Here is a 13,648-nt window from a genome sequence, read left to right on the forward strand (position 1 = left end):
CCCTGCTAGGCACTAATTTGGGTCAGTAGGCTGCCTGGATGGTGTGGATTCGGCGGGTGCGCACGGCCTCGGGCGCGACCGCGGTCCAGATCGCCGAATCCGTCGATGGCCGCCGCCGGATCGTGCGCCATGTGGGCTCTGCGCGTGATGACGCCGAGCTGGGTCTGCTGCTCGAGGAGGCCCGCCGGCTGTTGGCCGATGACACCCAAGGCGAGTTGGATCTGGGGATCACGCTGAAAGCCGTTCGGGCCCATATGGTTCCACCGCCAGCTGGCATGCTGTTCACCGAGGATGCTGGAGAATCCGCAGTACGGGAGTTGGTGGTGCGGCCGCGGGTGCTCAAGAGCTGCAGCGGGCTGCTGTATGACGCCCTGGCGCAGGTGTATGCCAGCCTGGGGTTCGACGACGCGGTCGGCGATGAGGTCTTCCGTGACCTGGTCATCGCCCGGGTGGTCGAGCCGACCAGCCTGCTCGACGCCGATCGGGTCCTCGCCGAGCTGGGACGTACCTCAGCGTCACTGTCGACCCGCAAGCGCACCCTGCGCCGTGCCCGCGGTGGTGGTTACCGCGACCAGATCGCCGCAGCGTGTTTCGCCCACGCCCGCACCGCCGGTGATGTCAGCCTGGTGCTTTACGACGTCACGACCCTGTATTTCGAGGCCGACAAGGAAGACGACCTACGCCGCGTGGGGTACTCCAAGGAACGCCGAGTGGACCCGCAGATCGTGGTCGGGCTGCTGGTCGATCGGTGCGGATTCCCCTTGGAAATCGGCTGTTTCGAAGGAAACAAGGCCGAAACTCTGACGATCGTGCCGATCGTGAAGGCATTCCAAGCCCGCCACGAGATCACCGACATTGTCGTCGTCGCTGATGCGGGCATGCTGGCCAGCGGCAATCTGCGCGAACTTGATGAGGCAGGGTTGCGGTTCATCGTCGGATCGAGGGTTACCAAAGCGCCCAACGATCTGGCCTCGCACTTCCATTGGCACGGCGACTTCTTCACCGATGGCCAGATCATCGACACCATCACCCCACGCGATCGACGCGGCACCGCGACCAAGACCAGCGACCCCAAGCGCAAAGCCGAGCCCGTCTGGGATCCGGCGACCCACACCAAGTCCTGGCGGGCGGTGTGGGCGTACTCGACCAAACGCGCGGTGCGCGACACCAAGACGCTCAACCTGCAGGAGAACAAGGCCCGCGCGGTCGTCGCCGGCGAGAAAGCCGCGCGGGTACCGCGGTTCATCAAGAACTGCAACGGTTCCCAAGAATTTGACGAGGCGTCGTTGCAGCGCGCCCGCCGCTTGGTCGGGCTCAAGGGCTACGTCACCAACATCGACACCGCACTGATGCCCGCGACCGAAGTGGTCGCCAGCTACCACGACCTCTGGCACGTCGAGGCGTCCTTCCGGATGTCCAAATCCGACCTCGCTGCCCGGCCCATGTTCGCCCGCACCCGCGACGCCATCGAAGCCCACCTGACCATCGTGTTCACCGCCCTGGCCGTCAGCCGCGAAGTCCAGACCCGCACCGGCCTGTCACTGCGCCGATTCCTACGCACCCTCAAACCCCTGCGATCAGCCACCATCGACCTCAACGGCGTCATCGCCACCTACCCGCCAGCCCTAAACACCGAGGTCAACGCAATCCTCAACGCACTGAACGCCGAGAATTCAAGGCACTAAGCCTGGATACACCGATTAGGTAGCGGCGCGGAGTGGGTTGTAACGCCGAAATGCCCTGTCGTGGTGAAAGAATGAGATTTCTCTAAGATCACATTCGGCCACAACGAAGGGCATCTCGTAGATGCAACTATCTCACACCCGGCCCGTAGCCTCAGCAGTCTTCGATGACCCGAATCTGGTGTCGTGCGCCGGGCTGGTCCCGATGGCCGCCTTGGCCGGCCAGTGCGGCCTGGCCGCACTGGCGGATGAGCATCTCAGCGTCCCGACCGACAAGGGCTCCAACAGTGGCGCGAAAGTCGCCTGCCTGGTCGCAGGCATGGTGGCCGGAGCCGACAGCATCGATGACATGGCCTTATTGCGGCACGGGGCGATGGGCACCGTGTTCGACCGCCCGTATGCACCCTCGACCTTGGGGTCGTTCCTGCGCGCATTCACCTTCGGGCATGTCCGCCAACTCGACGCGGTGGCCTCCCGGTTCCTGGCGGGCCTGCATGCCCGCACCCCGCTGCTGGCCGGGATCGACGGCCCGATCCTGGTCGATCTGGACGACACCATCATCGAAGTCCACGGCTATGCCAAACAAGGATCCGGATACGGCTACACCCGGGTCCGCGGGCTCAACGCGTTGATCGCCACGCTCACCACTACCGCCGGTGCGCCGGTGATCACCGGTGCCCGTCTGCGCAAAGGATCGTGCGGCTCACCACGGGGAGCCAAGCGGATCATCGCCGACACCCTGGCCACCGTGAACCGTCTGCGCAGCCCCGAAGCCACCGGCAAGCCGCTGCTGCGAGCCGATTCAGCCTTCTACGGCCATCCCACCGTCGCTGCAGCACTGCGCGGCGGCGCTGAGGTATCGATCACGGTGCGGATGGACACCAAAGTCAAAACCGCGATCGCCCAGATCCCCGACGACGCGTGGACACCGATCGAGTACACCGACGCCATATACGACGAACCCACCAAGCGATGGATCTCCCGCGCCGAGGTCGCCGAGATCGGATTCACCGCGTTCAGTTCCAAGAAAGCCAGCCAGCAGGTGCCCGGCCGGTTGGTGGTGCGCCGCATCCCCGACCTCAACACCACCGGCAGTGACGGGCAGCAGACCTTGTTCGACACCTGGCGCTTCCACGCGTTCTTCACCACCACTGATCTGGACACCGTCACCGCCGACAAGACCCACCGCGGCCACGCCATCATCGAACAGGTTCATGCCGACCTGAAGAACTCCGCCCTGGCTCACCTGCCCTCAGGGAAATTCACCGCCAACGCCGCCTGGCTGGTCATGGCCACCATGGCGTTCAACCTCACCCGCGCCGCCGCGACCCTTACCAGGGGACCGTTGGCCAAAGCCCGCACCGCTACCATCCGCCGAACGCTGATCAGCGTCCCAGCCCGTATCGCGTCCTCAGCCCGCCGGCTGACCCTGCACCTACCACGAGACTGGCCCTGGGAACATGCCTGGAACACCCTGTTCGGCAGCCTGTCTCACCAAAATCGGCCCATCATCGCCTAACCAGGTCCTCTCAACCCATCCCGCGACGCGAAAGACCAACAGGAACAACCCGACAGCGAGGCCGGGCGATCCCTGGTACGCACACCACTGCACACACCAGAATCAAGCCGCACAATCGAACTCATCACCACGCAAACAGCTGATCGGTGGATCGAGGCTAAGCCAAATGACCCAACTCGGGGGGACGTAGGTCTTGTGGCGTGGAGGGTTGCATGGTGGGGTGTGGGCTGGGTCGGACCCTCTGTGCGGAAGGAAGCAATTCATGCGTGCTGCGTTGGCGGCGATGTCGGTGGTGGCTGCGGGTGCGTTGGGCGGTGTCGGGGTAGCGTCGGCCGAGCCGTCGGTGCCCGATGCCGGCCAGCTCACCGCCGAGCTGCGGCAGGTGCTCAACACCGGAGCGCCGGCGAGCGAACGGGCCGCCAAGCTGGCCGGCGGACAGTCGGCCGTGCCGACCGCCGACAACATCGCCAATCGCCTGAACACCTACGGCGGCATGGTCAACTGGCAGGTGCAGAACCCCGTGCTCAACGGTGACCAGCTCGACGCGCAGCTCGCGGTGACCATCCCCATCTTCGGCACCAAGACCCACAACATCTACTGGGTGAATCAGGACGGCGCGTGGAAGCTGTCCAACCCGTCGGCGTGCGTGATCGCCACCGATGTCGCGGGAGTCGACTGCACGGTCTAGCACCGCACGCCGAACTCGCATTCCGCGCGGCCGCTACGCCGAAGCGGGCACGCTGTGCGCAATCTCGGTGAGACGGCGTGCGTAGGCGTACGCGTACGACGGGATCTGCACCGCGCCTCGCCAGCCGCGCGAGCGCATGGCTGCGTTCAGCCGGTTGATCACCAGGACGGGATCGTCTTCTTTGACGACTGAGGTGACATGCCAGTTGAGGCGGCGAAGCTCAGGCAGGACGCGCCGATCCTTGAGGTACTGCAGGCGGTCGGACTGATGTTGGTCGCCGTCGTATTCAAGCCCGACCTTGAAACCCTCCCAACCCAGGTCGAGGGTGCGGACGTGTACGCCGTCTTCGTCGACGACCGGGATTTGGGTGGCGGGCGTGGGGAAGCCGGCGTCGATGAGCAGCTTTCGCCACCACGATTCTCGCGGTGACTCGGCGCCACCGTCGACGTAGGGGAGCAGCGCCTTGAGCCGGGCAACTCCGCGTGCGCCCTTGTATCGATCTGCGAGCACCATGATGTCGTCAATCTCGAAGGGGCGGACACGCATGAGCGCGTCCAACCGTGCCAGAGCTTCGTAGTCGGGTCGGAATCGCCCCAGGTCGAACGCGGTGCGCTCAGGCGTTGCCACCGGCAGACCGTCGAGGTCCCGGTACTCGTCCGGTGCGATGCGTTCGTTGCGGGCGACCAGCCCCGCTGGGGAACGTGAACACTTGAAAATCAATTCGATGTCGACGGCGTCATCGACCCACAGTGAACCGTGTAACGCGGCCGCGGCCAGCCCGGTGACGATGCCCTCGCGCCTGCAATATAGCCACGCGCCGATGGTCCGGTCCCGCAGTGTGAGTTCGCGGTCCACAGGTGCGTGCACGTTGGGGAAGATCGGGCGGTACCAGCGTCTGAGTTCGTGACTGGTGACGGTGCCGGTCGCGACGGCCTCGGTTCCGATGATGACATGTCTCATGGCCGAATGATTGACCCGGCCCCCGACACGGTTCGCCGAGATTGCACGCAGCGCTGAAGTTATGCACAGGTGGGCGCGTGGAATGCGATTTCGTCGCGGACTGATTCGCCGAGATTGCGTGTGGCGCTGGAATTATGCACAGGTGGGCGCGTGGAATGCGATTTCGGCGGATATGGGCGGGCGGTCAGCGCTGGCAGGTGGCGCACCAATAGGTGACCCGGTCGCCGCCCTTGTCCGTCTCGATGAGCGTGCCGCAGCGACGGCAGGGCAGACCAGCCCGGCCGTACACCCACACATCCTGACCCGGCCTGGTATTACCCGTTGTGGTGCGGTTGAGGCGGATTCTGTTGAGCCACAACATCTGTTGAGCCCGGTTGACGACGCGCAGCGGGTCGGTCAGTTCGCCGACCGCGGTGCTCGGACGCAACCCGAACACGAAAGAGATCTCGTTGGCGTACACATTGCCGACGCCGGCCAGCACCCGCTGATCGAGCAGCGCCTCGGCCAACGGACGGTCCGGGTGGGCCATCAGGTTGGCTGCCGCCACCGGCGCCGACCAGTCAGGGCCGAGCAGATCCGGGCCGAGGTGGGCGACGGCGTCCATGTCGGTGGCGCGATCCAGCACTTCCAGGACACCCAGATCAACACCCGACGCCCGAGACTGCGCGGTCTCCAGCACGATCCGAATCTTGTACTCCGGCACCCGGACCCGGCCGATCACCCACGCCCCTTCCATCTTCAGATGCGAATGGATGCTGGCCTGCCCGACCCGGATGAACAGGTGCTTGCCGCGGCTGAGCACTTCATCGACCACCTGACCGCTGAGATCCACCGCCGCGTAGCGGGGCACGCGGACATCGCAGCGGGTCAGCTCACGTCCCTCCAGCGCCTCGCGGAGCTTCCATGCGGCCCGATAGACGGTGTCTCCCTCGGGCATCAGCGCAACCGCAGCCCGCGGGGGGTGCGCGAGAACCCGGCCGTCGTCAGCGCCTCGGCCACCACCGAATCTCGCGACTCCAGCACCGGCACACCGTCGATGCGCTCCACCAGCAGCCCCGGAACCCGTTGCCGCGTCACCAGTTCCGCCAGCGCCGCACCGGCGGCGTTGTTGATCCCGGCATCGGCGGTGAAGCTCAGCAGCGACCGGCCGCCCCGCTCGACGAACCAGGCCAACTCTCCGTCGACCAGCACCACCAACGCGCCGGCCTTGCGGCCGGGACGGTGCGCCTTGTCGCCGTCGGTGTCGCGTAACGGCCACGGCAGCGCGGCGCCGTACGGGTTGGCCGGATCGGTCGCCGCGATCGCGATCGCGCGCAGGTTCTGCTGCTGGTCGTCGATGCTGTCGGCGTGGCTGCGCAACCGGTCGACGGTGCTGGCCGTCGCGAACTGCGCGCCGCCGAGGGACTCCACGAAATAGCCGCGCTGACACCGGCCGGCCTCTTCCATCGTGGTCAGCACCTTGTACATCGACGCGAACCCGCCGGGCACGTTCCCCCGGAAGTTCTCACCGGCCACGGCGCCCCTGGTCAGCACGCCGTGCCGCGCCAGCAGTTGTTCGGCCTGGTAGTGCGCGCGCATGGTGGTGTCGACCTCGGCGACCGGTAGCGCCGACCAGCGACCCGCCACCGTCGGGTCGGTGTCGCGGTGCGCGCTGAGGTTCGACGTGCTCAAGCTGTAGCGGTTCAGCCGGGGAGCCCGGCGATGCCGGTGCGACGGCGTCGCCGCCCGGCGCTGACCGGTGCCCCGAGTGCCCGCCAGCAGCGCCCGCACCGGAGCGAACGTGTCACCGCCGACATATCCCGCCCAGATCAATTGCCACAACGCCTCTTTCAACGAGGCCGCGGTGACGCCGTCGACCGATAGCTGCCGGAAGAAGTACGCCCCGCCGCCGGCCAGTGCGCCCAGCACCGCATGGTGCACGTCGGTGAGGTCGAGTTCCCCGGGCGGCGCCAGCGACAACGGAGCGGTCTCGGCCAGATGGAACGCGACCCAGCCGTCGGCCGTGGACAGCGAACCGGCACCCGACCACAGCACCTCCCCGGAGGCCAGCAGTTCGTCGAGCATGCCGGGCTGGTAGTCGCGCACCCGCTGCCCGAAGATCAGCGGCTCGACCGCCGACGCCGGCATCGGCACTCCCGCCAGCTGGTCGATCACCGCGGCCAGGCCGTCGACACCGGTGACCGTATCGCCGCCGAGCATCTGCCACGAGGGCAGGAAGCGCCCGAACGCCGCGGTGCTGACCGGCTCGATTTGGGCCCGCAGCGCTGCCAGCGACCGCCGGCGCAGGATGCGCAGCACCTCCGTGTCGCACCACTGCTCCCCGGAATCGGCGGCCACGTCGGTGAATTCGCCGCGCACCAGCTTGCCGTCGACGGCCAGCCGGCCCAACACGTCGGCGGCCACGCGCAGCCCCAACCCGAAACGGGCGGCCGCCTCGGCGGTGGTGAACGGGCCCCGTGTGCGCGCATACCGCGACAGCAACTCGCCCAGCGGATCGACCACCTGCTCCAGGAACGCCATCGGCACACCCACCGGCACCGCCACACCGACACCGTCGCGCAGCCGGCCGATGTCCTCGATGGCGGCCCACCAGGACTGCCCGGCGAAGGACACCTGCAGCACCCGTTTGGCGCTCAGCAGACCTTCCAGCCAGCCGCCGATCTCGGAATGCTCACAGCGCGCGGCGATCTCGTCGGTGGTCAGCGGTCCGAGTAGCCGCAGCAGGTCGGCGACCCCCTCGGCGTCGCGGGCCAGCCGTTCCGGTGTCAGGTGCTGCAGCTGCCGCGCCGTGGTGGCGACCACGTCGGCGTCGAGCAGCTCGCGCAGCTCGACGCGGCCGAGCAGTTCGGCCAGCAGCGTCGGATCCAGAGACAGTGCGGCGGCGCGGCGTTCGGCCAGCGGGCTGTCACCTTCGTACATGAACGCGCCGACATAGCCGAACAGCAGCGACGCCGCGAACGGTGACGGGGTCGCAGTCTCGACCTCGAGTAGCCGCACCCGCCGCTGCGCGATGCGCGACATCAGGTCGACCAGCATCGGGACGTCGTAGACGTCCTGCAGGCATTCCCGGACCGCTTCGAGCACGATCGGGAAATCCGGATAACCGCGCGCGACGTCGAGCAGCTGGGCGGCCCGCTGACGTTGGTGCCACAGCGGCGAGCGCTTGCCCGGGTGCCGGCGCGGCAGCAGCAGAGCGCGGGCGGCGCACTCCCGGAACCGGGACGCGAACAGCGCCGACGAGCTGACCTCGGCGGTCACCAGGGGCTCGATCTCGTCGGGCTCGAACACGAAGATGTCTGCGCCGGGGGCGGTGTCGTCGGTGTCGGGCAGCCGCACGATGATGCCGTCGTCGGACGCGGTCGGCTTCTCATCGATGCCGTACCGCTCGTAGAGCCGTTTGCCGACCGCCAACGCCAGCGGCCCGTGCACCCGCAGCCCGTACGGGGAATGCAGGATGATGCGCCAGTCGCCGAGCTCGTCGCGGAACCGTTCCACCACCAGCGTGGTGTCCGACGGCACAGCCGAGGTGGCCTCCCGCTGTTCGGAGATCAGCTGCCACAGGTTGTCGGTGGCGAATGCGTCGAAACCCACTTCCTGGCAGCGGGATTCGAATGCCGCCCGGTCCAGCCGGGCCAGCTCTCCGTTGAACGCGCCGATGGCCGCCCCGAGCTCCGCGGGCCGGCCCACACCGTCGCCTCGCCAGAACGGCAGCCGGGCGGGCTCGCCGGGGGCGGGGATGACGAGCACCCGGTCATGGGTGATCTCGGTGATCCGCCAGCTGGTCGCACCCAAGGAGATGACGTCGCCGGGCCGGGACTCGTAGACCATCTCCTCGTCGAGTTCGCCAACGCGCGAAGGCTTTTCGGAGTCCGCATTGGTGGCCAGGTACACGGTGAACATGCCGCGGTCCGGGATGGCCCCGCCGGAGGTGACGGCCAGCCGCTGGGCGCCGGGCCGGGACGTCAGGGTGCCGCTGTCGCGGTCGTAGACGATGCGCGGCCGCAGTTCGGCGAACTCCGTCGACGGGTACTTGCCCGACAGCAGATCCAGCGTCGCCTCGTACGCGCTGCGGGGCAGTGTCGCGAAGGGGGCGCTACGGCGCACGGTGTCGAACCAGGCCTCGGCGTTGACCGGCTCCAGCGCGCACGCCGCCACGGTGTGCTGGGCGAGCACGTCCAGCGGGTTGGCGGGCACCCGCATCGTCTCGATCTGGCCTGCCAGCATCCGCTGCACACTGACCGCGCAGCCGATCAGGTCGGTGCGGTGCTTGGGGAACAGCACGCCCTGGCTGATCTCGCCGACCTGGTGGCCGGCGCGGCCGATGCGTTGCAGCCCGCTGGCCACCGACGGCGGCGTCTCCACCTGGATCACCAGGTCGACCGAGCCCATGTCGATGCCGAGCTCCAGGCTGGACGTGGCCACGACCGCCTTGAGCCGGCCGCTCTTGAGTGCCTCCTCGACGTCCGCGCGGGCCTCCTTGCTGACCGAACCGTGATGCGCGCGGGCCAGCACCGGCTCCGCGCCGTAGGTCTGCCCGCTGCCCATCAGGTGGGCTGGGGAGCCGCCGGCCACCCCGGGGTTGTGTGCGCCGAGCTCGATACCCGCCCGCTCGGCGTGGATCTCATTGAGCCGGGCGGTCAACCGCTCGGCCAGCCGCCGCGAGTTGGCGAACACGATCGAGGAATTGTGAGCCTCGATCAGGTCGACGATGCGCTGCTCCACTTCGGGCCAGATCGAGTTGCCCTCAAGGTTGGCCATGTCGGGCACCGGAACCTGCACGGTCAGATCGAATGTCTTGGCCGCGGGCGGTGCGACGATGGTGGTCGGGGCCGCACCGGACAGGAATCGGGCCACCTCCTCGGGTGGACGCACGGTGGCCGACAGCCCGATCCGCTGGGCCGGCCGGGGCAGCATCGCGTCGAGGCGCTCCAGGGACAACGCCAGGTGGGCGCCCCGCTTGGTGCCCGCCACCGCGTGCACCTCGTCGACGATGACCGTTTGAACGTCGGCCAATGTCTCGCGGGCCGCCGAGGTCAGCATCAGGAACAACGATTCCGGCGTGGTGATCAGGATGTCGGGCGGCTTGCTGATCAGCTCGCGGCGCTTACTGGGCGTGGTGTCGCCGGAACGGACCCCCACGCTGATGGCCGGTGGTTGCTCACCGGTACGTTCGGCGATCCGCGAGATACCGGTCAGCGGAGTGCGTAGGTTGCGTTCGACGTCCACGGCCAGCGCCTTCAGCGGAGAGACGTACAACACCCGGGTGCCGCGGGTGGCCTCGGGATCACGGGCCAGCCCGTCGATCGCCCACAAGAACGCCGCGAGCGTCTTGCCCGATCCGGTCGGCGCGATGACCAGTGTGTTGTCGCCGTCGGCGATCGCATTCCAGGCCTGCGCCTGCGCCGGTGTGGGCTCGACGAAGGTGCCCGCGAACCATTCGCGCGTCAACGCGGAGAAGCGTGACAGCGCATCGGTGGTGACAGACATGGCTTCCATGGTGCCCTCGGGCACCGACATCCGATCTGTGCACCAGTCCATAAAGCGAAAACGAGCACGTCACCGTGGGTCGGGTTTAGGATTTTGACGTGCTGGCGGGGGACTGGCGGCCCCGGATTCCGGCCGCGACGATCGGCCGGCCGAGGATCGCTGACCGCGTCATCCGACGCCCGGGGGTGCTCCGGCGGCTGACGGCGGCGGACGGCGGTGACGTCGTCGTCGTGTCCGCCCCCGCCGGCTACGGCAAGACCACCGCGGCCGCGCTGTGGGACGCCGCGGACGCGCGGCCGTTCGCCTGGGTCCGCATCGATCATCTCGACGACGACCCGGTGCACCTGCTGCTGCACATCGCGACGGCTGTCGTGCAGCTCACCGGCGGAGACAGCGATCTGCTGCGCTATCTGCGGGGTCCCGGGCGCAGCCCGCAGGCTCAGCTGGTGCCCGCGGTGGTCGAGCTGCTGGACGGCTGCGGCGCGCTGGTGGTGCTGCTCGACGACGTGCACAAGCTCTCCGACCCCGCAGCGGTGACCGCACTGCAGATGCTGCTCGACCAGGCGCCGCCGACGACCACCGCCGTGCTGGTCGGTCGGTATGTGTTGCCGCTGGGCCTGGCGCGGCGCGGGCTGCAGCGCGCCGTCGTGCGGATCGACCAAGAGGTGCTGCGGTTCTCCCCCCAGGAGTCGGTCGACGTGCTCACCTCCGTCAGCGGTGCATGTGACGATGCGACGATCTCAGCCGTCGTCGACCTCTGCGAGGGGTGGCCGGCGGGCGTGGTGCTGACCGCGATGGCGTTGCGGGACGGCACCACGCTTGAGACGCTGGCCGGACGCGACAACTTGGTGGTCGACTATGTGGTCGAAGAGGTCATCGACCGGCTCGACGCGAACACCGCGACGTTTCTGGTCGAGTCGGCGGTGCTCGGACGCTTCACCGCCGAGCAGCTCGACACCGTGCTGGGCCGCGACGACTCCGCGCGCATGCTGGCGACGCTGACGGGATCGGGCAATCCCTTCCTGATGGCGACTGACCACCAACGGATTTGGTATCGCTACCACCACCTGTTCGGCGATGTGCTCCGCGTCCGGCTGCGTCTCAACGCGCCGGCCCGTTTCCGTGAATTGGCCACGCGCGCAGCAGATCTGCTGGAACGGGACGGTGACATCGACGGTGCGCTGGTGCACGCCGTCGACGCAGGGAACCGTGAGCGGGCCGCTGCCCTGGTGAACTGCGAGGCGGTCCGACTGGGCTTCGACGGGCGGGCCGGGGTGCTGGCGCGCCGGTTGACGATGCTGGATGCGCGCACGTTCGCCGAGCACCCCGACGCCGCGGTCGCGCGCGCCTGGCTGGGGGTGACGACGGCCGACGCCGAGTTGATCCAGCGGTCACTGATGCTGGCGGTGCGCGCCGACCGTGGGCACCCGCTGTCCGACGGCACACCCTCGGTGAAAGTGGCGGTGGCGCTGATCAGTTCGCTTCTGGGCGCGAACGGGGTCAACGAAGTGGTGCGGCAGGCCGACGTCGTCCGCGCGGCCGGGGACAATCTGGTGAACCCGTGGTGGGGCGCGGCCACCGTCATGAAGGGCGCCGCGGAGGCCATGCGCGGCAACGCCACCCGCGCTCGCGGTCTGCTGGAGGCCGCACTGCCGGTGATCGACGAACTGCCGGGATTCCATGCCGCGGCGCTGGCGCACCTGGCGCTGCTCGACCTCGCTGCCGGCGATGACGAAGCCGCGGTGCAGCGCAGCGAGGCGGCCCGGACGCTGGCCGACAAGTACGACCTGTGCGACGTTGTGCCGATGATCGTCGTGTACGCCACCAGCGCGGTGATGGCCGCACGAGTCGGTGAGGACGTCGGACAGGCGGTGACCGTGACCGAGACCCTGCTGGCCCGGCTGGGCAGTCTGTCCGCGCGCACAGCACTTCTCGGCCACGGACTGCTGGCGTGGACGGCGGCGGTCATCCAGGATCCGGATCTGCTCGCCCGGCATCTGGCCGCCGCTGAGCGCACCTGTCACCGTGAGCCCGACGCGACCGCGCTGATCCAGCGCATCGACCGCGTCAAGGCGATGGCGGCCGGCGGTGCCCGCCCGTTGACCGCTGCCGAACTGCGGTTGCTGCCGCATCTGGCCAGCCACCTGTCGCTGCAGCGGATCGCCGAGGAGTTGGTGATCGGCCGTGAGACGGCCAAGAGTCAGGCGACATCCATTTACCGCAAGCTGGGGGTGTCGTCACGTGCCGACGCGGTGAGCGAGGCGAAAAGGGTTGGCCTGATCACGGATTGATCACCCCTCGGTCATCGTCGCCAGGTTCCGCCACAGGTTCTGCAGACTCTGTGTCCCGCCGAACAGCGTGGTGAAGTGCGTCGAGTCGATCAGCACGATGTCACCGGCGCGGTCCCCGTCCGGGGGCATCCAGACCACGGCGTTGAACGCGGAATTGCCGGCGTCGGTGAACGGATGGGGACGGTTCAGGTCGATAGGCTGGCGGGCCAGGACGCGCAGAGTCGCGCCTTCCGGTGCGGTCAGTTCGTAGTGCGGCAGGTGCTGATGAAAGCTCAGCGTCGGCACATCGGTCAGCAGTCCACGCTCGTCGAACTCGTGATAGGCGTTGAGCGGTACCGGGTCTCGCGTTCCGCTCAGCACGGCAGGGCGCAGTCCCCAGATGTTGTGCACCGGCACCCCCAGCGCGCGCATCAATGAGCGGGTGTACCTGCTGAACCGCTGCTGGCGCGGGACTAGGCGGTCCCCGTGGTGAAGGTACTCGACCTGCCGCTGGCCGAGATCGTCGGTGAAGCCGACATCGTGATGCGGGGCGAGTAGCAGGCAGGTGTCCTCACGGTGCAGCCACTCGCGCAGCGCTTCCACTTCGTCGCGTTCCGCTTCGAGTTCGGAGTCCAGGTGGTCGAGGCCGAACACCATCAGCGTGTCGGCGTCGGCCAGGATCCGCTCGTCGAGGGGTTGGTAGTAGCCGGCCTGGTCGACGCGCTGGAAGACGGCGACCGGGTGTCCGGTCACCTCGCCTACCAGATCCTGGAATGTGAGCGTGGACCGGTGGAAGAGCTCGAGTGTTCCGGCGATGCCCTGCAGGAAGTGGGCCGCGTCGAACTCCGGGGTCTCGTAGGCGGGGTAGGCGACGTTGCGAACCTCGGTCATGGTCGAGAAGCGGTTGCTCATTGCCGCCGGATCACGTTGCGATTCCCAGGGATAACTCCACGTCCAGTAGATGCTCACCCGCCGCCGGCCGTCGCGGGGCCGTGGCAGGTGGTCCTGGTTGTAGGTTCGGGCTGGTCGTGTGGCCATCGAC

General features: G+C 68.1%; 8 protein-coding genes. 4 read left to right on the forward strand and 4 right to left on the reverse strand.

What is annotated here, in order from left to right; genetic code table 11:
• The first annotated feature begins 38 nt into the window (after positions 1–38).
• From KXD97_RS14830 to KXD97_RS14840, 3 genes are all read left to right on the forward strand, one after another.
• Complete coding sequence (locus KXD97_RS14830) at positions 39–1,685, forward strand: IS1634 family transposase (protein ID WP_260757611.1); 1,647 nt, start codon at positions 39–41, stop codon at positions 1,683–1,685.
• Positions 1,686–1,806: 121 nt separating this feature from the next.
• A complete protein-coding gene (locus KXD97_RS14835; RefSeq protein ID WP_260752496.1) occupies positions 1,807–3,201 on the forward strand; it encodes an IS1380 family transposase in 1,395 nt (464 codons plus the stop codon).
• Between the two features lie 262 nt (positions 3,202–3,463).
• Complete coding sequence (locus KXD97_RS14840) at positions 3,464–3,889, forward strand: hypothetical protein (RefSeq protein WP_260757613.1); 426 nt, start codon at positions 3,464–3,466, stop codon at positions 3,887–3,889.
• A 33-nt stretch (positions 3,890–3,922) separates the two neighbouring features.
• On the opposite strand, the gene KXD97_RS14845 is transcribed toward KXD97_RS14840, so the two are convergent.
• The 3 genes from KXD97_RS14845 to KXD97_RS14855 form a co-directional block, all read right to left on the reverse strand.
• Positions 3,923–4,849 (reverse strand): hypothetical protein, encoded by a 927-nt coding sequence (locus KXD97_RS14845; RefSeq protein ID WP_260757614.1) that lies wholly within the window; start codon positions 4,847–4,849, stop codon positions 3,923–3,925.
• Between the two features lie 184 nt (positions 4,850–5,033).
• Positions 5,034–5,786, reverse strand: a complete 753-nt coding sequence (nei2, locus tag KXD97_RS14850; protein ID WP_260757616.1) for an endonuclease VIII Nei2 — start codon at positions 5,784–5,786, stop codon at positions 5,034–5,036.
• Entirely contained in the window at positions 5,786–10,336 is a 4,551-nt protein-coding gene (locus KXD97_RS14855) for an ATP-dependent helicase (protein ID WP_260757617.1), read from the reverse strand. Before KXD97_RS14855 ends, nei2 begins: the two co-directional genes overlap by 1 nt.
• 98 nt (positions 10,337–10,434) lie before the next feature.
• Here KXD97_RS14855 and KXD97_RS14860 point away from each other — a divergent pair, with 98 nt between their 5' ends.
• Positions 10,435–12,627: an AAA family ATPase gene (locus tag KXD97_RS14860; protein ID WP_260757620.1), complete on the forward strand. Its 2,193-nt coding sequence runs from the start codon at positions 10,435–10,437 to the stop codon at positions 12,625–12,627.
• Here KXD97_RS14860 and KXD97_RS14865 read toward each other — a convergent pair whose 3' ends face one another.
• Positions 12,628–13,644: a hypothetical protein gene (locus KXD97_RS14865; protein ID WP_260757621.1), complete on the reverse strand. Its 1,017-nt coding sequence runs from the start codon at positions 13,642–13,644 to the stop codon at positions 12,628–12,630. It abuts the gene before it with no gap.
• Positions 13,645–13,648: the final 4 nt, after the last annotated feature.

It is taken from the genome of Mycobacterium sp. SMC-8 (assembly GCF_025263565.1).
Lineage (GTDB): Bacteria > Actinomycetota > Actinomycetes > Mycobacteriales > Mycobacteriaceae > Mycobacterium.